The following is a 21107-nucleotide window of genomic DNA, read 5'->3' on the forward strand; positions in this document are numbered from 1 at the left end:
ACAACTTACGAAATCATGCCCAGCACTTGCTGTGCAACCTGGGCATCGTTATGAATTTGTGCTTTTAATTGCTCGAATGAGGCAAATTTTTTCTCATCGCGAATTTTGTAGCAGGGAAACACTTCGATTGTGTGACCATATACACTGTGCTCGAAGTTAAAAATATGCACTTCCAGCTGGACCTGCTTACCATTGAGTGTGGGTCGAGAACCGACATTGGCGACCCCGTGGTACACTTTGTCCTGGTAAACCACTTTGACCGCAAAAACCCCTTTTAATGGCGTCCGAAAGCGCTTTAGCAGCACGTTGGCGGTGGGAAAACCGATGGTCCGGCCTTTTTTCTCGCCGTGGACCACCCGCCCGCGAATCGAATACGGCCGCCCCAACATGGTTTCGGCTTTTGCAAAGTCGCCTTTGTCCAACGCATCCCGAATGGCTGTGGAGCTGATGCGGCAGTCATCGACCCGAAAGCTTCGGGTACTGACTACCTCAAAGCCATGCTTCTGACCGGCTTCGGTGAGCATGGCAAAGTCGCCCTGCCGCCCCTGGCCAAAGCGAAAATCATCGCCCACTACCAAAAAGCGCACACCTAAGCGGTCCACCAGCAAATCTTCGATAAAGATTTGCGCCTGCTGGCTGGCAAATGCCTGGTTAAACCGCACGCACAGCAAGCGGTCCACATGCTGGGCAGCCAGCAGCCGGTATTTTTCGGCCAGGGTACTCAGGCGGGCCGGCGCCTTGTCTGGTGTGAACAGTTCTTCAGGTTGTGGCTCAAAAACCATCACGGTGGCCGGTAACCCCAGCTGTCGAGCCTGCTGTTGCACATTGGCCAGCACCGCCTGATGGCCCTTATGAACACCATCAAACTTGCCAATGGTAAGCACGCAGCCACGATGACGTGGGCGCAGGTTATGCAGACCTCGAATTAATTCCACAACTTGCCGGTACCCTTAACAATGCAAAATGTTAGACACAAAGCACGCGATTATAAACGACCCTTACACTAATACCAATCGTTGAGCTACAGCTTTTAGCTTTCTGAAGCACGAAAATGGCCTGGCCGGGTGCCCAGAATCAGCATACACAGTAAAAAGGTCATCACCGCAGCGCCAATGGTCAGGCCCACCTGGCCAACCTGCTTTAACCAGCTTAGCCGATAAAAAGCATCGCCCACATCCAGCGCCACAATCACCGCCCCCATCGCGGCGCAAGCGATAAAACTGCGCAGCAAGAAGCCGCCGGTCTGGGCCGATAACTGATAGACACCGTCACGGTGTAACTGCTGATACAACAAGCCGGCGTTCAGCGCTGCCGATAAACTGGTGGCGATAGCCAGGCCGATATAGCCGTAGGGCACGGCTAGGATCAGGTTGAATACCATGTTTGACACCATGCACCAGATACCGAATTTCACCGGCGTCTTGGTATCCTGACGGGAGTAAAAGCCCGGAGCCAGTATTTTAACCAGCATAAAAAACCACAGGCCAAAGGCGTAGGCGGTGAGTGAATATGAAGCCATCCGCGCGGTTTCGGCGGTAAATGCACCGCGCTGAAAAATCACGGTTAAGATAGGTTCGGCCATCAGCCCCAGCCCCACTGCGGCAGGTAGACCGAGTACCGAGACCATGCGGACCCCCCAGTCCATGTTGGCTAAAAATGCGCGCGGATCCTTGGCCACATGATTGCGCGACAAGGTGGGCAGGATCACAGTGGCAATGGCGATGCCAAACAGGCCGAGCGGAAATTCCAGCAAACGGTCAGAGTAATAAAGCCAGCTGATAGAGCCGGTTACTAAAAAGCTGGCGATAAAGGTATCGAATAATAAATTGAGCTGGCCAACGGAGACCCCGAACAAAGCCGGGATCATCAATTTGCGTACCTTAACCACATTGGGCTCATGCCAGCCCCACTGCGGTTTAACCAACAACCCGGCGCGGTACAAAAACGGCAGCTGAAAAGCCAGCTGCACAATACCGCCAATAAACACTCCCCAGGCCAGAGCATAAGCCGGCTGGGCCATGGTAGGCGCTAGCCATACCGCGCAGCCGATGATGCAGATATTCAGCAGCACTGGCGTAAAGGCCGCCACCGCAAATTTATTCAGGGTATTAAGAATGGCCCCGGACAAGCCGGTTAAGGAGATAAACGCCAGATAGGGAAACGTAATTTTGAGCATGGTGGAGGCCAGGCTGAATTTTTCTCCGTCGGGATTATCATTCAGCCAGTCAATAAACCAACCGGTGCCAAATAAGGCCGCCAAGACTGGTGAGGCCACTACCCCAACCAGCGCCACCACAAACACGATGGCCCCCAGGGTGCCGGATACCCGGGCCACAAATAAACGCAGTGCAGCCTTGTCATCGGCATGATGCACTTCGGTAAGCACCGGGATAAATGCCTGGGCAAAGGCACCTTCGGCAAACAGGCGGCGTAAAAAATTGGGAATTTTATTGGCAAAGAAAAACACATCGGCGGCTGCACCGTCGCCCATCAGGCGGGCCACCACCACATCTCTGACCAGGCCCAGAATACGCGATAGCAGCGTCATTACCGACACCACCAGGCCAGATTTTAACAATTTTTTTGACACACAGCCCTCTGGGCAGCTAGTTACAAGGAGGCACACTATAGCCCATCAACCCCAGCGAAGAAATCACCGGCGGGCAATTTGGCTGGCCGACAACCGCGGGAAAGCACTCGCTAAAAGCGCCAATGGAAATTGCAAAGCCGGCAAAAAGGAGTGAAATCTGCCACACAGCTTGCTATACTCTGCGCCCATTACGGAATCAGCCAGCTTTTTGTTTACCAGCATTTGCGCCTCAGGCACAAAATAGTTTGACAAATAAGCGATAGCTAGGCAGAATCCGCATCCTCGTTTTTGACATGAATTTTATTTGGGAGTTACACCTTGGCTAACATTAAGTCTGCTAAGAAACGTGCAATTCAAGCCGAAAAGCGTCGTCAGCATAATGCCAGCCGCCGCTCCATGACTCGTACAAGCATTAAGAAAGTAGTAGCGGCTATCGCTAAAGGCGATAAAGAAGGTGCACAATCTGCACTGGCTGCTGCCACTCCAATTCTTGACAGAATGGCTACCAAAGGTTTGATTCACAAGAACAAAGCTGCTCGTCATAAGAGCCGTCTTGCTGCTAAAATCAAAGCAATGTAAGACAGCCCTAGCGGGAAGCAAAAAAAGCGCCTTATGGCGCTTTTTTTATGCCTGTTGATTAAGCTCGGATGGTCAAAGCGATAAGCCACTATCCCCCCGCCAGGCCTTAAGCCACACGATACAAAGTCATATCCAGGATACAGACAGGCCAGCCACCGCAGGGTAGCGGTGTCAGGTAAGAATTGAAAATAAGAGGCGCTGGCACCGCTATTTGCGCGCAAGCCAACAGTGGGTTTGAGTGCAAAAAAACTGTCACTGAGCAGTGACAGTTTTTAAAATGCGTCGAGGATATCCACAATTTCGCGGGTTTGCTCGACCAGCCGGACAACTTTATTTTCCAGCCGCACCGCGACCGTACCGGTCGCCGCATCACGATAGACAACCTTACCGTGCCGGAACAGTTCGTAGGTCAATACTTCGCCTTCTGAAAGCTGCTTACGCCAGCCATCCGGCAGTGCGGCCACATCGTGCTTTTTTTCTACGCCTTGAGGCGCATAGTGACCACGGTCAGCAGCCTGAGCTACTCCCATGGTTGTCCCAAGTAAAGCACCAATTAAGGCCGTAACAATACGTGCCGAAAACTTCATAGCTGATACTTCCTTTAAAAATTGTAATCACCGCTGATATAAGCAACTCTCATACCTAGCAGGCACATACGGGCAATTAATCGCTAAAAGCCTGTTTTTACGCATCATTTATCTACTTCTTGTGGGCATACAAACACTCCCTACGCCATAGTTGAGAAGAAATGTCCCAGTAGGCTGACGAAATTACGTAGCCAAACAGAAACACCCGACACAAATCCGGTACACCACTGGACGCTTAGCAAAAAATTGCGCATTATTGATTTATGGTTATCTAACATAGTGTTAGTTGTGCTTAAAATTATTGTACTGGTGCCACTTATCTTAAGCCTGCTGTGGTTTGTGTATTTGCGTTTGAACCGCTTCACGCTGGAACAGGGTAAACAGGGCTTTTTGTATATATTTGTGATTTCGCTAGTGATTGCGCTGTTTTATTCACTTATGCTGTTTTTAACCCATTAATTGCAGCGTCGGGTTTGAAGAGACTGGGTAAGTGCACCTTGAGAGGCAGCAGATATGTTTTGGCAATGATGGCCGGTAACGCCTCTTTATCTCCCTCCACTACAGCGATTAATTTTACAGACATAAAAAAAGGTGCGTTAAAACGCACCTTTTTTCGTTTGTCCTGACTGCACATCATTTGGCAGACAGGGCGTTGTATCGGCTTATCAGCCAGACATTACTGCATCAAAATTTCGATATCTGCTTCTGCGCGCAGCCCGTTGACAAAGCTTTGATACATGCTCTGACCGTAGGCACTGCCCAAACGCTGACGCAGGTTCGCGGTAAGCTCTTTATCCGGCGCTTCAGCCTGTTGAATGCCTAGCAACTCAACCACACCCACATTGCCTGAGGCCAGCTCGGCACTGCCTGCCTGCTGTCCTTCCTGCTGAGACAGTGAGAACAATGTCTGAACCAGATTTTGTGGCAATTCGCTTTGACCACGACCTACCTGCTCGGCTTGTTGCCACTCCAGCGAATACTCGGCCAACATCTCGTCTACCGGCTCACCGGCGGTCAGTTTTGCGACCAGTTCATCCGCCCACTGCAAGGCTGCCGCTTGGGCACGCTCAGCCATCAACTGGCGTTCAATACTGCTGCGTACTTCACTTAGCTCACGCGTACGCTGTGGCTCATGCTCCTGCACCCGCATCACCATCACCGTTGAGTCATCCAGTTCAATCACTTCACTGTTCATGCGCTCCTCCACCAGCTCGGCGGAGAAAGCACGGTTCAGCACAATAGGGTTGCTCATGCTTTCTGGCGCCTGGTCGCGACTAAACAGCTCTGTTTGCTCGATAGGCTGATCAGCAATGCCGGCCACATCGTTCAGTGTGTCAGGAACCTCAAACGCAACTTCTTCCATGCGGCTACGCAGATCGTAGAAGCGCTCAGTGGCTTTGTCGGTCAGCAGGCGCTCACGGATCTCATCGCGCACCTCTGCCAGTGCCGTGATCTGCTCTTCTTTAATGTCGGTAAGTTTGATTAAGTGAAACCCAAATTCAGACTCCACCACATCAGATACCGCACCGGTTTCAGGCAGACTGAAAACAGCTTCTTCAAATGCCGGTCCCATCATACCCCGGTTGATAAACTCAAGGTCACCGCCCTGCTCGGCCGAAAAGGTATCGTCAGAGTATTGCTCTGCCAACGAAGCAAACTCAGCACCATCCGCCAGTTCTTGTGCCACCTGCTCGGCTTCGGCACGGGCAGCGTCTTTGTCTTCACCAAACTCGAAGAGGATGTGTGAGACGCGCCGCTCTTCTTCTTCCCGATAGCTCTGCTTATTGGTTTCATAATAGCTGGCCACATCTTCGTCGGTCACTGATACGTCACCGGTCAGATCGTCCACCGCCAGCGTAACATAGGCAATCTTCACCCGTTCCTGGGTATCAAAGGCAGCGATGTTGGCTTCATAATAAGTGCTGATGTCTTCGTCAGTGAGCTCGACACTATCGGCAAACTGGCTGGCATCCAAGATAAAGTAGCGACCATTGCGGGTTTGCGACTGCAGCTGCCAGGCACGCTGAGTTTCGCCATCCAGCGCAAACGCAGATACCTGCAGGGCACGGGACAGCTGCTCACGAGTCAGCTCCACACGCAGGTAGTCACGAAAATCAGCTGGACTAAAGCCATTTTGGCGCAACACCTGCAGATACCGTTCATTATCGAACTGGCCGGCGGTTTGGAAGCCCTGCATCTGGCGGATGGTGGTACGGATCTGGTCATCGCCAATGCGAAGCCCCATGTCCTGCGCTTTTTGTTCGACCAGCTTGTTATTGATCAGGCTTTGCAGCACATTTTGTTTAAACGACTGCAGATAACCTTCATTGGCAAACATAGCACTGACGCTATCGCCGTATTGCGACTCCATTTGCGCACGCTGGCTTTCATAGGCTCGCTCAAGGCTGGCCTGGCTAATTTCCTCGCCATTGACAGTGGCCACTGCAGTGCTGCCCGGCTGGCTTAAATAGCTGCCCACACCGGCAAACACGAAACTTAAGACCACCAGGCCAATAACGATCATCGCCCAGGGGCTCTGAGAACCTTCTCGGATTCTTTCTAGCATGATTAACTTTCAACTCCGTTGCTTACAACATTTGTCAGAATTATGGGTATTTGCAGGGGTTTCCTGACTGAATGTACTGACAAAGATGGCAGGATTATAGCGCGATTTGTGTTCCAAACGCGATGCTTTTTGCTGCCCACTGATACCGACAATGGTGCATCGGGTTGGCTGGGTCGCAATACTGGTTGAGCCGCTGGAGCCGCGCTTAATCTTTATTCCAGACAAATAAAAAAGGCGATGGTCAAACCATCGCCTTTTTGAAAATCGTTGTGCTTAGTTGCACGCGTCTTTTAAAGCTTTACCAGCTTTGAAAGAAGGTACTTTAGCTGCTGAAATCTGAATAGTCTCACCAGTTTGTGGGTTACGGCCACTGCGAGCTGAACGCTCACGAACAGCGAATGTGCCGAAACCGACTAGTGCAACTTGGTCACCGTCTTTAAGCGCAGCTGTTACTGAATCAGTGAATGCATCAAGCGCTCGGCCTGCAGCCGCTTTAGAGATGTCCGCACCAGCAGCGATTTGGTCGATGAGTTGAGACTTGTTCACAATTAGATCCCCTTCGTTTGTTATTATACTGTTTGTCCGAAACAATGTATGTATTAATTACCGGAACGTTATAACAAGCTTGATAGGTAACATCAAGCAGTGTGTTTCGATTCGTTAATTTGTAATGATTCGCTGCAATCCCTTTCTAGACAAGGCTTCAAGCGAGTTCAGAGTAAAGGTAACACAACTTTTCTCGCTTGAAAGCCCTATTTTTAAAAAAAGTGAGGGAATTGGCGGATATTGGATGTTTTTTAACCCGCCAGGCCCAAAAAAATGGCTGCGACCCTTTCATATCAGGACCTGCAGCCATGTTAGCAGACGCTTACGCGTTCACTACTTCGAACGACTCCACTGGATGTTCCAGGGCGATGTCTAACACCTCATCAATCCATTTTACCGGATGAATTGACAGGGCTTGTTTAACATTGTCCGGGATCTCTTCCAGGTCGCGTTCATTTTCATGTGGGATCACTACGGTTTTAATTCCGCCGCGGTGTGCAGCCAATAGCTTTTCTTTGAGGCCGCCAATCGCTAACACTTCGCCACGCAGGGTGATTTCACCGGTCATGGCCACATCGCACTTCACCGGATTTCCGGTTAATGACGAAACTAGCGCAGTACACATGGCAATACCGGCAGACGGGCCGTCTTTTGGCGTGGCACCCTCAGGCACATGCACATGGATGTCACGTTTTTCATAAAAGTCTGCATTAATGCGCAGCTTGTCGGCACGGCTACGCACCACGGTCATAGCTGCTTTAATGGACTCTTGCATGACATCGCCCAGAGAACCGGTGGAAGTCATCTTTCCCTTGCCTGGTACGGTGCTGGTTTCGATGGTCAGCAGGTCGCCGCCCACCTGGGTCCAGGCCAGACCGGTTACCTGACCAATCTGGTTTTCTTTATCAGCTTTGCCATAGTCATGGCGCTGCACACCCAGATAATCTTTCAGGTTCTCCTGGGTCACCACCACTTTATCCTTGGTGGAAGATAACAGGATATCTTTGACTGCCTTGCGGCAGACCTTGGAGATTTCGCGTTCCAGGTTACGCACACCCGCTTCGCGTGTGTAGTAACGAATAATACCAATGATCGCTGACTCGGTAATTTCCAGTTCATCGGATTTTAAACCATTGCGTTCCATCTGCTTGCTAATCAAGTGGCCAGTAGCGATGTTCAGCTTTTCATCTTCGGTGTAGCCGGATAACCGAATCACTTCCATTCTGTCCAGCAACGGGCCAGGAATATTCATACTGTTAGACGTTGCCACAAACATGACATCCGACAGATCGTAGTCTACTTCCAGATAGTGATCGGAAAATTTGTTGTTTTGCTCCGGGTCCAGCACTTCCAGTAACGCCGAAGCCGGGTCCCCGCGCATATCGGCCGACATTTTGTCGATCTCATCCAACAGAAACAGCGGGTTTTTCACGCCCACTTTGGTCATATTCTGAATCAGCTTGCCCGGCATTGAGCCGATGTACGTACGGCGGTGGCCGCGGATCTCAGCCTCATCCCGCACGCCGCCTAACGCCATGCGAACATATTTGCGACCAGTGGCTTTGGCCACCGACTGACCCAGTGAGGTTTTCCCTACCCCGGGCGGCCCTACCAGACACAAGATAGGCCCTTTCAGTTTTTTCACCCGTTGTTGTACCGCCAGGTATTCGATGATGCGCTCTTTGACCTTTTCCAGGCCATAGTGATCAGCGTCCAGTACTTTTTCGGCACGGGCCAGATCACGTTTGACCGGGCTGCGTTTTTGCCATGGTACATTGGTCAGCCATTCAATATAGCTGCGCACCACGGTGGCCTCTGCCGACATGGGCGACATCATTTTCAGCTTTTGCAATTCCGCGCGGGCTTTTTCCTCGGCTTCTTTAGGCATCTTGCTGTCGGTGATTTTTTTGCTTAATGCCTCAAATTCATCCGGCGCGTCATCCATCTCGCCCAGCTCTTTTTGAATGGCTTTCATTTGCTCATTCAAATAGTACTCGCGCTGAGACTTTTCCATCTGCTTTTTGACCCGCGTACGGATTTTCTTTTCCACCTGCAGTAGATCAATCTCACCTTCCATCAGTGCCATCAGGTATTCCAGGCGTTCATTGACCCCTTTCATCTCCAGCACTTTTTGCTTTTCGGTCAGCTTTAACGGCATGTGGGCCGCCATGGTATCAGCCAGGCGCGCCGCATCTTCAATGCCATTTAACGAGGTTAGCACCTCAGGTGGAATCTTTTTGTTCAGCTTCACATAGCCTTCAAACTGAGACACCGCTGAGCGGATCAGTACTTCCTGCTCATTTTCGGCAATGGCTTCGTCCTGAACCTTGTTCACCGTAGCGGTGTAGTAAGGCTCGGCCTGGGTATAGCTATCGATTTCACCGCGCACATTGCCTTCTACCAGCACTTTTACCGTGCCGTCGGGCAGTTTTAACAACTGCAAAATGGTGGCGATGGTGCCTACGCTGTATATGTCGTCGGCTTCAGGTTCATCCACACTGGCATCTTTTTGGGCTACCAGAAAAATTTGTTTGTCGTTTTCCATGGCTGCTTCTAAGCAGCGGATCGATTTTTCACGGCCGACAAATAAAGGTATGACCATATGGGGATAGACCACTACATCCCGTAATGCCAGTACGGGGATCTCTATGCGATTTTCACGCGTCGTTGTCATACGAATACTCTATTAGTTGCTAATGTCGATTTATATGGGGTTAGTGCTGCAAAGTTCAAACGTTTATATGCATATCAGCAAGATAAATACAGGTTACCTGTCAGGCATCGGCTGTTGTATTACCGACACAGTGGCTCTTACCTTTAACCATTTATCGGCTGATGGCAAATGATTTGTGGTAGGAGCGTGATGCTACGCACCGCCAGATACGCGATGCTCAGCTAAATGCCAGCGCATTTGTTGGTACCGTAGCATTAATCTGTGTAGGTAAAACACAGACACAAAAAAAGACCCCGGAGGGTCTTTTTCTTATCTTTTTTTCATTTACTCCGATGCAGCTTTTTTATTTTCTGCATTTTCATAAATCAAAATTGGTTTTGATTCTCCGCGGATCACGGTTTCATCAATTACCACTTTTTTGACATCGTCCATGGCCGGTAAATCGTACATGGTGTCCAGCAAGACACCTTCTACAATTGAGCGCAGCCCGCGCGCGCCGGTTTTGCGGTGCATGGCTTTTTTCGCAATAGCCTGCAAGGCATCATCACGAAATTCCAGTTCAACATCTTCGATGGCAAACAAGGCACCGTATTGTTTGGTGATGGCATTTTTCGGCTCACGCAAGATCTGAATCAAGGCTTCTTCATTCAGCTCTTCTAAGCTGGTAACCACCGGTAACCGGCCGATGAACTCAGGGATCAGGCCATATTTAACCAAATCTTCCGGTTCAACCTGTTTAAACAACTCACCTGCGGCTTGCTGATTTTCTTTGGACTTTACTTTCGCGCCAAAGCCAATACCGCTGCCTACTGCGGCACGTTGTTCAATCACTTTATCCAGGCCGGCAAATGCCCCGCCACAGATGAACAGGATCTTAGACGTGTCGACCTGCAAAAATTCCTGCTGGGGATGCTTACGGCCACCTTGCGGCGGAACCGAAGCAACAGTGCCTTCAATCAGTTTCAACAAGGCTTGCTGCACCCCTTCACCCGATACGTCGCGGGTAATCGACGGGTTATCAGACTTACGCGAAATCTTGTCGATTTCGTCGATGTACACAATTCCGCGCTGGGCTTTTTCCACATCATAATCGCATTTTTGCAGCAATTTCTGGATGATGTTTTCAACATCCTCACCCACATAACCGGCTTCGGTTAAGGTGGTGGCATCGGCCATTGTGAACGGCACATCGAGTAAGCGCGCCAGGGTTTCAGCCAGCAGGGTTTTACCACTGCCGGTGGGGCCGATCAGCAAAATATTACTTTTGCCCAGTTCGACGCCTTCATGCACATCACCGTGGCGCAGGCGTTTGTAGTGGTTATACACCGCCACCGACAAGACTTTTTTAGCATGCTCCTGCCCAATTACATAATCATCCAGATGCGAATGAATCTCATGCGGCTTGGGCAAGGCATCCTGTTTTTGTTTTGGCGCTATCTCTTTAATTTCTTCGCGAATAATGTCGTTACATAGCTCGACACATTCATCACAGATAAAAACGGACGGCCCTGCAATCAGCTTTCTTACCTCATGCTGACTTTTGCCACAAAATGAGCAGTACAATAATTTATTGTCACCGTCTGAGTTCTGTTTATCACTCATTACGTTATGCCTCTGCCTTGACCGGACTCAAAAAACCATACCAAGCGGAAGTCCGGACTACTTAATAATATACTACTTTGTAGTAGCAGCGTCAGATCGATTTGTAAGAACCTGGTCGATCAAACCGTACTCTTTGGCTTCGGTCGCACTTAAGAAGTTGTCGCGATCAGTGTCACGCGCTACTGTCTCATAATCCTGGCCGGTATGCTGAGCCAGCAAGCGGTTCAGTTTTTCTTTAATCGACAGAATTTCTTTGGCATGAATTTCAAAATCAGAGGCTTGCCCCTGGAATCCACCCAATGGTTGATGGATCATGACCCGGGAGTTAGGCAGACAATAACGCTTACCTTTGGCACCACCGGACAGCAAAAATGCGCCCATACTTGCCGCCTGACCCACACATACCGTGCTCACGTCAGGTTTAATAAAGTTCATGGTGTCGTAAATCGCCATGCCCGCGGTGACCGAGCCACCCGGAGAGTTGATGTACAGGTAGATGTCTTTTTCCGGGTTTTCCGCTTCCAGAAACAGCATCTGGGCAACAATCAGATTGGCCATGTGATCTTCGACCTGACCCACCAGGAAAATAACGTTTTCTTTTAATAGACGCGAATAAATGTCGTAGGAACGTTCACCCTTGGATGTCTGCTCGACAACCATAGGCACCAGTGCGTTTTGCGGTTCTAATGGGTTAATCATATCTACCTTGATTTGTTAGCGTTAAAAACAAAAATGCTCGGAAGGCTCCGAGCATTTAAGCAGTTGCTGACAGGTTAAGTCAAACAGGCATCAAAAAATTAGGCCTGTTTGTTCATTACCTCGTCAAAAGCTTTGGTCACTTCCTGAGTCTTAGCTTGCGCTAATACCCACTCAATGGCCTGCTCTTCCAATGCAACATTTTGCATTTGCTGCATCAGTTCTTCGTTATTTTTATAGTATTCAATGACTTCTTGCGGATCTTCGTATGCAGAAGCAGACGTTTCAATCATCGCATTTACTTTTTCTTCGTCGGCCTTCAGCTCGTTGGTCTTAATGATTTCGCCCAACAGCAAACCGATAGAAACACGGCGCTTGGCATTGTCAGTGAACAGTTCAGCTGGCAGATCAGGCATATTCTGACCACCGCCTTGCTGGCTGAAACGCTGTTTCGCCTGCTCGCGCAGTGCATTGACTTCCTGATCAATCATGGCCTGTGGCACAGTGATATCATTTTTCTCAAGAAGTTTTGCAATTACATCTTCTTTTACACTGGCTTTGAGTGTTTGGTCTAGCTCGCGTTGCATATTTTTGCGCACTTCTGCTTTCAGTGCTTCAACGCCGCCATCTTCTACACCGAACAGCTTAGCGAACTCGTCGTTCACTTCTGGTAATTCCTGACCTTCCACTTTTTTCACGTGAACGTCAAATACGGCATCTTTACCTTTCAGCGCTTCGGCGTGATAGTCTTCTGGGAAAGTCACTTCCACGGTCACGTCGTCACCTGCTTTAGCACCTACCAGTGGCTCTTCAAAGCCTGGAATCATGCGACCTTTACCCAGCTCAAGCGAGAAATCTTCTGCTTTGCCGCCGTCAAATTCTTCGCCGTCGATCTTGCCGACAAAATCCATTACAACACGGTCATCTTTTTTCGCTTTACGCTTTACTTCTTTCCACGTAGCGTGTTGCTTTTGCAGTGTCTCCATCATGTTATCGAGGTCAGCATCGGTAATTTCAACCACCGGCTTTTCAACTTCGATCTCATCTACACCCTGTACTTCTACTTCTGGGTAGACTTCAAATGATGCGACAAATTCCAGGTCTTCGCCTTGCTTGTCTTTGGTCAGCTCAAATTTTGGCATGCCAGCAGGTGTGATTTTTTCCTGCATTACCGCTTGGTAAAAGTTTTGCTGCATAACATCGCCAGCAACTTCCTGACGTACTGCCTGACCGAAGCGCTTTTGAATGACGCTAACTGGAACCTTGCCTGGACGGAAACCGTTAATACGCTGGGTTTTCGCTAATTGCTGTAGGCGTGACTTTACCGCTGAATCAACAGAGTCTGCTGGTACGGTAATAGTAAGACGGCGTTCTAAACCCTGGGTCGTCTCGACTGAAACTTGCATTATGTTACCTCAACTGTACGTCTGTTTGACGCTTTATTTGCGTGCCTCCTTCCCACTGCCAATGCGACAGCCAATATACCGGGTCAGAGGTTCTCTACTAACGATTTCAAATCGCTGTTGAAACACGTTGGTTAAAAAAAGACGCGGTAGTATACAGCTACAAGATTTCTGAGTCGAGAGGCAATAGCCACAAATGCGAGGCAAATCATGCCAACAACGCATATTTAGGCTTAATAATAGAGAAGATAGGGAAAAAAGAAACTGGTCGGTGAGACAGGATTTGAACCTGCGACCCCTTGGACCCAAACCAAGTGCGCTACCAAACTGCGCCACTCACCGATGTATATAGACTGTATTACGATATGGTGCGGAAGGAGAGACTTGAACTCTCACGCCGTGAAGCACTGGAACCTAAATCCAGCGTGTCTACCAATTCCACCACTTCCGCAAAAAAGTGGGGTGGACGATGGGACTTGAACCCACGACAACCGGAATCACAATCCGGGGCTCTACCAACTGAGCTACGCCCACCATAGATGGTGTTGACTAACGACTTGAAAACTAATGCTATCATCATTTTACACTGAATGTCAGTGTTTTCTGACAGATTATTTTTCTTACCCGACCCGCTTAAAATGGCGCGCCCGGCAGGATTCGAACCTGCGACCCACGGCTTAGAAGGCCGTTGCTCTATCCAGCTGAGCTACGGGCGCCCGACGAATCCTCGTTAGCAAAGTGGTCGGTGAGACAGGATTTGAACCTGCGACCCCTTGGACCCAAACCAAGTGCGCTACCAAACTGCGCCACTCACCGCCATACGTATCGGCGTTTTCGTTCCTCGCCGTTACGGGTTGCGAATATTACTGACTCCCCCCCATCTCGTCAAACACTTTTTCAAATAAAAATACCAAGCGCTCACAAAGCAGGCAGCGCAGTAGGTTTAATGTACAAAATGTTGGTTTTTAAGCCAAAAAGGGCCGAAACAGCCTCTTTCTAATCTTTAGAATAATACTAACAAGCACGATGAAAGCCGCCACCGACTCGCCATTTTTATCAGGCGCCTGCAGATTCTCTATGAAAGTCTGCTTACCCTGATAAAAGAAGTCTGCGTGTGTGAGCGCATTCAAGCCGGCGAATCGCTGGTAGCTCACCCTGCTTTTGTGAAACAATACAGACGTTGGTTTTTTCCTTAATTTAAAGAGTCTTTGCATTTATGACCGCGCACATCATTGATGGCAAGCAGATTGCCAAGCAAGTTCGTCAGCATGTTTCGTCTTATGTCGCCTCATTAAAAAACGCCAATAAACGGCCGCCAGGCCTGGCGGTGGTATTAGTGGGGTCGGATTCTGCGTCACAGGTATATGTAGCTAATAAACGCAAAGCCTGCGAAGAGGTGGGGTTTGTCTCGCGCTCGTTTGACTTACCGTCGGATACTGACCAGGCGTCATTGATGAGCCTGATTGATGAGTTAAACAATGATCCGGAAGTGGATGGCATTTTGGTGCAACTGCCCTTACCGGCGGGCCTCAATGCAGAAGAGATTCTGGAGCATATTCATCCGCATAAAGATGTTGATGGTTTTCACCCCTACAATATTGGGCGTTTGGCCCAACGTATCCCAGCCTTACGTCCATGCACGCCCAAAGGCATCATGACCATGATTGAGGCCACCAAGCGCCCGGTAAAAGGCCTGGATGCTGTGATTGTGGGGGCTTCTAATATAGTGGGTCGGCCTATGGCCCTGGAGCTGCTACTAGCAGGTTGCACTGTTACCACGTGTCATAAGTTCACTAAAGACTTGCGCGCGCATGTCAGCCGCGCGGATCTGTTGGTGGTCGCGGTGGGCAAATCCGACTTTATTCCGGGTGACTGGATCAAACCTGGTGCCATCGTGATAGATGTGGGCATCAACCGCATGGCCGACGGCTCATTAGGCGGTGACGTGGAATTTGAACAAGCCAAAGAGCGGGCGGGTTGGATCACCCCGGTGCCCGGCGGTGTGGGCCCCATGACAGTAGCCAGCCTGATTGAAAACACCTTAGAAGCCTACGTGAAATTTCACTCATGAGCGACAGCCAGATTATTGCAGCCACCCAACGCTGGCTTGATACTATGGTCATCGGGCATAACTTTTGCCCGTTTGCCCGCTTTGTGCAGCAGGCCAATAGCATTCACTACACAGTGTGCCATGCGCCTAAGCTGGATGATATTATGCTGGCGCTACATCGTGAGTGCCAGCGACTGGACCAGCAGAATGAAGTGTCGACCACCCTCATCATGCTGCCGGCTTTAAGTGATTTTGATCAATATCTGGATATGCTGGATTTAGCACAGGTCATGCTAGGCCAGTGGCACTATGAAGGCACGTATCAACTGGCCAGCTTTCATCCAGACTATTTGTTTGAAGGTGAACCGGCTAACGCGCCATCACATTTTACCAACCGCTCGCCCTTCCCCACACTGCACATTTTGCGTGAGGCGGAAATTTCTGAAGCGTTGAAGTTTCACGACGATCCAGCCGCGATTTTTGAAAACAACCTGGCCACCACACACGCCTTAGGCGGTGAACAGCTGGCCGCAGAGCTGGCGCAGTGCCGGGCGGAGCCCGAAACCAAGGCCTAACGCACCCAGCAGCCTGCCGCCCGGCAACCTGGTGTAGCCGCCAGTTAAGAAGCCGGCGCGGCAGTAAGACTTTCAGTCGTGGTAAGCAGACTGCGACCCTGATAGCCCGACACCACAAACAGCCAGTCATTGAGCCATTCAGGGGCGGCATCGCCTCGAATATGTACATGATAATGCCCCAATTCGTCAGGGGTGCTTATCGCCAACAGCCACTGTTGCCCGCTGCGCAGGGTGACTGCCACCTGCCCGGCCTGCTCTGAGGCCTGCCAAGATGCTTCGCGCCACGGCTGTACCGTTAGATACTTAAACCCGACCAAATCGTCTATGGTCTGGGCCAGCACCCCCGGATAACTCAATGATTGCGGGTCAACCTGGCCAGCCTGTGGCGTATTGGCGGCCCGCGCCTGCCAGGCTTCTCCTTCGCCACGTTTCAACAATAGCGCACTGCCATCGGCGGCAGTGTACACCACCTGCGATATCTGGCCGCTGCTGAAGGTTAAAATTTGCTGGCTCAGCCATTCTGAGGCGGTGGCCGGCAGGGGTATGACCTGATCAATCAACAAGCTAGTTTTAGCCTCTTGTGCGCGCACAAAGTGACCTCGCTGGCCCTTGGCCCTTTTGCCCACCAGCCATTGCCACTGAGCCTGGCCAGTCTCCAGGCTGAGTAATACCGAGGCGGCATCCTCGGCACTTAACTCTTCCACCCCTAGGCGCGGGTATAGGGCTTCGCTGGCGGTTTTTTGCTCCACCAGCCTGGCTTTTTCTAGCCGCCGCAGCAAAGTTGATAAGGCCTTGGTATCCACTGGAAAACGCAGAGTGTCATCCATGTGTGTGGCATACCACTGGCCATCTTCCCGCTCGGCGCGAAACAGCACGCCAGCGGCATTTTCAATATGTACGGTGTTGACTGCTTTTATGCTGGCGGCCATGGCCTGCAACTGCTGATTGTCCGGTGGTGCCGGTCGAGCCTGACCATTGTCCAATACATACCAGGCGCCCACAGAAGCTCCCACCACCAGTCCCGCTAGTAATCCCATGCGCACATTCATGGTTTTTCCTTGGTAAACCGGCGTCCTGCGCGCTGTCGCAGCACCACCGATAGCAAATACAACGACATGACCAACACCAGCGGAGCAGCGGCGATATTGATAAATTTCAGCCAGTTGCCCAGTTTGTCGATGTCACTTTCCAATTCATATTGCACGTCCCGCAGCTGTTTGCGAATCGCCACCCGTTTTTCCACAAACGCATCAATGGCCTGCTGTTGCGCCTCGGTTAAAACCAGGGTTGGCCCCTGCCCTTGTTGGCTTTGCAGTTGTGCCAGCTGCGCTTCGGTTTGCGCCAGCTCATCCTGCAGCTGCTGCTCATGGCTGCGAAATTTCTTCTGCGCAGCCTGTTGTAAACGCTCTACCCGGGAAAATGGCCGGCTCGATTGGCCCCGGCTGCGGATACTGATAAGCGCATTGCTACCGGCCAGGTTTTCTGCTGCGTTGGTGACAAAGTCGCCATTGTTGGCAAACGGCGTATACATGGTTTGGCCGAAAAAGGCGGTTTGCTGCACCCAGAACCGATCTGCCAGCAAGTCAGCGTCGGCCACCACCAGTACATTCAACTGCTCTGTGGTGGCTTTAAATGGCCTGTCATGCGGGCCGGGTAATGCTTCGCCAAACGCCGAGATAGTGGTCCCGGAAATATGTGCTGCCAGAGTGAACTGCCGGCCCTGCTCTCCTAATGCTTGCTGCAGCACGCTGGGATCCGGCGTGTCCAGATACGCATCGGTAGGGTGTAAAAAACTGTCTTCACTGCTGGTGAGTATTGGCGTCATATCCAGTGTAGAGGAGGCCATCAGAGAAATATGCCCGGCCGAAGCCAGATTGATAGACTCCAGATTGGCGGTGATCACATCGTCACGGTCAAGCTGCTCGGGGCTCAACCCCAGCATGGCAGGATGCCGTACCACCTGACCACTGGCGCTCTGCACCTCCAACCCCAAGGTGCCATCAAGCACCACATTGGCCGGGTCGATATCAATCCCCCAGCTTTCCAGTAAACTTAAGTCAGAGCGGTTGGCTTGCGGGTTCCCCAGCAGGCTAAGCATGTCTGACTCGTAATGCGGATCGGCAAATACCAGCACCTGCCCCTGAGCCATGGCAAACTGGTCAATCGCGTATTTGAGCGGGTCTTGCAGGGTTGGCGGATGCGCCAGCATCACAATGTCAGTGCCCTGCGGTAACTCAGTGGCATCAGCCGGCACTACATGGACATCGAACAAGTGGGATAGCTGCTCAAAAAGCACCATGGGTGGCTCGTACTGGCCGCTGACCGGGTTTTGGCCCCCACGCACCGGAAGTTGGGTGACCAGCGCTAGCTTGGGTTGTTGGGCAATGCTTAGCTGATACAACAACTTACTGATATCGTATTCTAAAAATTGTTCTTTTTGCGGGTCGAAAAAGCCGATGGCCAGCTGGTCATCCAGGGTATTGGTGCCCGCCAGGCCAAAATACACGGTTTGGTTGTTGTTTCCCAATGAAGCACCGGTGAGGCCAAACTGGGCGGCTTTATCTTCGGCGGCAGAAAAAGGTTCGGGGTCAATTACCCGCAGGCGCACCTTGCCATCACTGGCCTGCACATATTCTCGTAACAGGCTTTCGACCCGGTCGGCATAGTTACGCAACGCTGTCATGCCTTTGGTGGCATCATCAGAAAAGAAAAAGTGCAGAGTCACCGGCTCTTCCAGCTCGCTAATGACGGCTTTGCTGCCCGCAGACAGCGTATAAATTTGTTGCTCGGTCACATCCACCCGCCACCGGTCCAATAACTGATTATTCACAATGACCAGTGCGGCCAGCAAGATGGCCAGTAACGCCAGGGTGATGTAGGCGGTTGATTTATTCATGGTTTACTGCGCTTTTTTCTGTTCAATGATAATCAGGCTGGCATACAGCCATAGCGATCCTACTATCAAAAAATACAGCACATCATTGAGTGCCAGCACCCCTTTGGCCAGCGCATCAAAATGCTGTACAAAACTAAACTGGGCAATTACATCCAGCGTGGTGGGGCTAACCCAGTCGGTAAAGGCATCCAACACCACCGAGGTGCCGCTGACCACAAATAAAAAGCACACCAGCACCGCCAGCACAAAAGCAACCACCTGATTTTTGGTTAGCGCCGACATACACATTGATATGGCCAGAAAGGCGCCGGCCATCAGCCAGCTGCCCAGGTACGCTGTCGCAATCACCCCGTTATCCGGCTGCCCCAGATAGTTCACTGTTAGCCAAATGGGAAAGGTCAGCGCCAGGGCCACCAACAGGATGGCCCAGGCCGCCAGAAATTTACCTAACACCGCCTGCCAGATGGTGATGGGCAGCGTCATCAGTAGTTCAATGGTACCCGCGCGGCGTTCCTCCGCCCAACAGCGCATGGCAATAGCCGGTACCAGAAATAAATACAGCCACGGATGAAAATTGAAAAACGGCAGCAAATCCGCCTGGCCGCGCTCGTATAAGTCGCCGACCAGAAACGTAAACATGCCACTTAATATCAAAAAGATTGAGATAAACACATAAGCGATGGGCGTTGCAAAAAACGCAGCAAATTCGCGCCGTGCAATAGTCAGGGTCCGGTTCATGCACGCTCCTGCTGGGTAATAGCTAAAAACACATCATCCAGCTTGCCTTCTTCCACATGTAAGCGATCGATAGGCAGTTTGTAATGCTGGATGTACTCGGTAAGCGGCCCTAAAATGTATTTGCCCGGTTCCGGGAACAGTGTGACCTCACCGGTTTGTTTGTCCACCTGCATATCATCCACGCCGTCTACTTCCAGCAGGCCGGTAATGTCCGCCGCGTAACTGAGTTTAAGCGTCACCGCGTGAAAATATTTTGACTGCTGCTGTAATTGCAGCGGCGTGCCATCAAATTTGAGCTGGCCGCGGGCAATGATCATTACCCGGTTACACACCGCGCTCACTTCTTCTAAAATGTGGGTGGAAATGATCACCAGTTTGTCCTTGGATAAGCTGGTAATTAGGTTGCGTACCTGGTGTTTTTGAATGGGGTCGAGGCCGTCGGTGGGCTCGTCTAAGATCAAAATTTTGGGGTCATGAATGATGGCCTGGGCCAGCCCGACCCGACGCTTGAACCCTTTTGACAGATTTTCTATCTTCTGGTCCAGCACTTTGTACAAATCGAGTTGGTCAATCACCCGTTGCAAGCCGGCTTGTTTTTGCTTGCGGGTGAGTTGGCGTATGTCGGCGATAAAACATAAAAATTGATACACCGTCATTTCTTCGTAGGCAGGCGCGCCTTCTGGCAGATAGCCAATCATACGTTGCAAACGGCTGGTATGCTGGCTCATGCGCTGGCCTTCGACGCGCACATGGCCAGACGACGGGGTCAAAAACCCGGTCAGCATTTTCATGGTGGTAGATTTCCCCGCTCCGTTGGGGCCTAAAAATCCCACGATGTCACCGGCATATATTTCAAACGATAAATCGTCGACCGCGGTTAATGCGCCGAATGACTTACAAAGATTTGTCACTGAGATCATGGTTATCCTGCTACGATCGCAAGTACTGCCTGGCTGCAACGGTGGCAGCGTGCAGCACGGTATAACGCATTATTAAGAATGCTTTAGGAAAAAAAATCAATCATAGCAATATGTAATTGTTAGCTTTGCGGTTCACCTTGGGGGGTAAAAAAGTTGTAAGGCCCGTTTGGTTTGCATAGGCCGAGGCCTTTCAAAGCATCGCTAGTATATTATGGAGATGGCGGCGTGCGCCGCCATGACGATTTTCAGTTTTGTCCTGCTGATGCCAAAGAATATTGTCATCCCGGCGCACGCCGGGATCTCCCATAATGTCGCTGGCAACTCACTAAAATGACAGTTTGCGCCGCCATGACGATTTTCAGTTTCGTCCTACTAACGCCAAACAATATCGTCATCCCGACGAAAGTCAGGATCTCCCAAACACTGCTCGGTGTACCCAGCATTACTCGTAATAGAAGGAGATCGCGGCCTGCACCGCGATCACTTTCGGGTGCGTCATCCAGACGGGCGTCGGGCCAAAATGTAAAGTCATCCCAACGAAGGGCGGGGTCTCCAAAAAACTCCGTCATCCCGTATATGGACTCCTCCTGTTAAGCAACACGTTTGTGACCCAGTAAAAAGTTTGATGCGTGCGTATATTCGGACTCTATTTGGGTAGCTAACCCTGTCCATGCATGTATTCGCA

The 21107-nt window shown here is 50.8% G+C and carries 17 protein-coding genes and 5 tRNA genes; 4 read left to right on the plus strand and 18 right to left on the minus strand.

The features are described from left to right. Positions 1 to 5 precede the first annotated feature (5 nt). Together ribF and murJ are read right to left on the minus strand one after the other, a co-directional pair. Positions 6 to 935, minus strand: a complete 930-nt coding sequence (ribF, locus tag ACTUJZ_RS15155; RefSeq protein WP_463637186.1) for a bifunctional riboflavin kinase/FAD synthetase — start codon at positions 933 to 935, stop codon at positions 6 to 8. Between the two features lie 95 nt (positions 936 to 1030). Then, positions 1031 to 2590 (minus strand): murein biosynthesis integral membrane protein MurJ, encoded by a 1560-nt coding sequence (gene murJ, locus ACTUJZ_RS15160; protein ID WP_463637187.1) that lies wholly within the window; start codon positions 2588 to 2590, stop codon positions 1031 to 1033. A gap of 318 nt (positions 2591 to 2908) precedes the next feature. On the opposite strand from murJ, the gene rpsT reads away from it, so the two are divergent. Further along, positions 2909 to 3169: a 30S ribosomal protein S20 gene (gene rpsT, locus ACTUJZ_RS15165; RefSeq protein ID WP_463637188.1), complete on the plus strand. Its 261-nt coding sequence runs from the start codon at positions 2909 to 2911 to the stop codon at positions 3167 to 3169. Positions 3170 to 3441: 272 nt separating this feature from the next. Here rpsT and ACTUJZ_RS15170 read toward each other — a convergent pair whose 3' ends face one another. Further along, positions 3442 to 3756 carry a hypothetical protein gene (locus tag ACTUJZ_RS15170; RefSeq protein ID WP_463637189.1) on the minus strand — a complete coding sequence of 105 codons (315 nt, stop codon included), beginning with the start codon at positions 3754 to 3756 and terminating at the stop codon, positions 3442 to 3444. 288 nt (positions 3757 to 4044) lie between these two features. Between ACTUJZ_RS15170 and ACTUJZ_RS15175 the strand changes: the two genes are divergently transcribed. Then, entirely contained in the window at positions 4045 to 4215 is a 171-nt protein-coding gene (locus ACTUJZ_RS15175; protein ID WP_463637190.1) for a hypothetical protein, read from the plus strand. Positions 4216 to 4432: 217 nt separating this feature from the next. On the opposite strand, the gene ACTUJZ_RS15180 is transcribed toward ACTUJZ_RS15175, so the two are convergent. From ACTUJZ_RS15180 to ACTUJZ_RS15230, 11 genes are all read right to left on the minus strand, one after another. After that, on the minus strand, positions 4433 to 6322 hold the full coding sequence (locus ACTUJZ_RS15180; RefSeq protein WP_463637191.1) for a SurA N-terminal domain-containing protein: 1890 nt from the start codon (positions 6320 to 6322) through the stop codon (positions 4433 to 4435). A gap of 273 nt (positions 6323 to 6595) precedes the next feature. Continuing rightward, entirely contained in the window at positions 6596 to 6868 is a 273-nt protein-coding gene (hupB, locus tag ACTUJZ_RS15185; protein WP_262995626.1) for a nucleoid-associated protein HU-beta, read from the minus strand. A 322-nt stretch (positions 6869 to 7190) separates the two neighbouring features. Continuing rightward, entirely contained in the window at positions 7191 to 9542 is a 2352-nt protein-coding gene (gene lon, locus ACTUJZ_RS15190; protein WP_463637192.1) for an endopeptidase La, read from the minus strand. A gap of 324 nt (positions 9543 to 9866) precedes the next feature. Continuing rightward, entirely contained in the window at positions 9867 to 11144 is a 1278-nt protein-coding gene (gene clpX, locus ACTUJZ_RS15195; RefSeq protein WP_463637193.1) for an ATP-dependent protease ATP-binding subunit ClpX, read from the minus strand. 72 nt (positions 11145 to 11216) lie between these two features. Continuing rightward, positions 11217 to 11843, minus strand: coding sequence for an ATP-dependent Clp endopeptidase proteolytic subunit ClpP (clpP, locus tag ACTUJZ_RS15200; protein ID WP_463637194.1), 627 nt, complete (start codon positions 11841 to 11843; stop codon positions 11217 to 11219). Positions 11844 to 11941: 98 nt separating this feature from the next. After that, entirely contained in the window at positions 11942 to 13246 is a 1305-nt protein-coding gene (tig, locus tag ACTUJZ_RS15205) for a trigger factor (RefSeq protein ID WP_463637195.1), read from the minus strand. 262 nt (positions 13247 to 13508) lie between these two features. Next, positions 13509 to 13585 (minus strand) — tRNA-Pro (locus ACTUJZ_RS15210). Between the two features lie 24 nt (positions 13586 to 13609). Continuing rightward, positions 13610 to 13694, minus strand: a tRNA-Leu gene (locus tag ACTUJZ_RS15215). A 7-nt stretch (positions 13695 to 13701) separates the two neighbouring features. Beyond that, positions 13702 to 13777, minus strand: a tRNA-His gene (locus ACTUJZ_RS15220). Between the two features lie 105 nt (positions 13778 to 13882). Then, positions 13883 to 13959, minus strand: a tRNA-Arg gene (locus tag ACTUJZ_RS15225). A gap of 23 nt (positions 13960 to 13982) precedes the next feature. After that, positions 13983 to 14059 (minus strand) — tRNA-Pro (locus tag ACTUJZ_RS15230). 400 nt (positions 14060 to 14459) lie between these two features. On the opposite strand from ACTUJZ_RS15230, the gene folD reads away from it, so the two are divergent. Further along, the gene (gene folD, locus ACTUJZ_RS15235) at positions 14460 to 15314 is read left to right on the plus strand and encodes a bifunctional methylenetetrahydrofolate dehydrogenase/methenyltetrahydrofolate cyclohydrolase FolD (RefSeq protein ID WP_463637196.1); all 855 of its coding nucleotides are present in this window, start codon (positions 14460 to 14462) and stop codon (positions 15312 to 15314) included. After that, on the plus strand, positions 15311 to 15868 hold the full coding sequence (locus ACTUJZ_RS15240; protein WP_463637197.1) for a DUF1415 domain-containing protein: 558 nt from the start codon (positions 15311 to 15313) through the stop codon (positions 15866 to 15868). The genes folD and ACTUJZ_RS15240 overlap by 4 nt, the downstream gene beginning before the upstream one ends. 44 nt (positions 15869 to 15912) lie before the next feature. On the opposite strand, the gene ACTUJZ_RS15245 is transcribed toward ACTUJZ_RS15240, so the two are convergent. From ACTUJZ_RS15245 to ACTUJZ_RS15260, 4 genes are read right to left on the minus strand one after another with little or no spacing between them, the layout of a single operon-like run. Then, positions 15913 to 16905, minus strand: coding sequence for a DUF4340 domain-containing protein (locus ACTUJZ_RS15245; protein WP_463637198.1), 993 nt, complete (start codon positions 16903 to 16905; stop codon positions 15913 to 15915). Positions 16906 to 16913: 8 nt separating this feature from the next. Beyond that, complete coding sequence (locus ACTUJZ_RS15250; RefSeq protein ID WP_463637199.1) at positions 16914 to 18764, minus strand: GldG family protein; 1851 nt, start codon at positions 18762 to 18764, stop codon at positions 16914 to 16916. A 3-nt stretch (positions 18765 to 18767) separates the two neighbouring features. Next, positions 18768 to 19502, minus strand: coding sequence for an ABC transporter permease subunit (locus tag ACTUJZ_RS15255; RefSeq protein ID WP_463637200.1), 735 nt, complete (start codon positions 19500 to 19502; stop codon positions 18768 to 18770). Then, the gene (locus tag ACTUJZ_RS15260; protein WP_463637201.1) at positions 19499 to 20422 is read right to left on the minus strand and encodes an ABC transporter ATP-binding protein; all 924 of its coding nucleotides are present in this window, start codon (positions 20420 to 20422) and stop codon (positions 19499 to 19501) included. The genes ACTUJZ_RS15255 and ACTUJZ_RS15260 overlap by 4 nt, the downstream gene beginning before the upstream one ends. Positions 20423 to 21107 lie beyond the last annotated feature (685 nt).

This window comes from Alteromonas sp. WD8-37, from assembly GCF_055326825.1.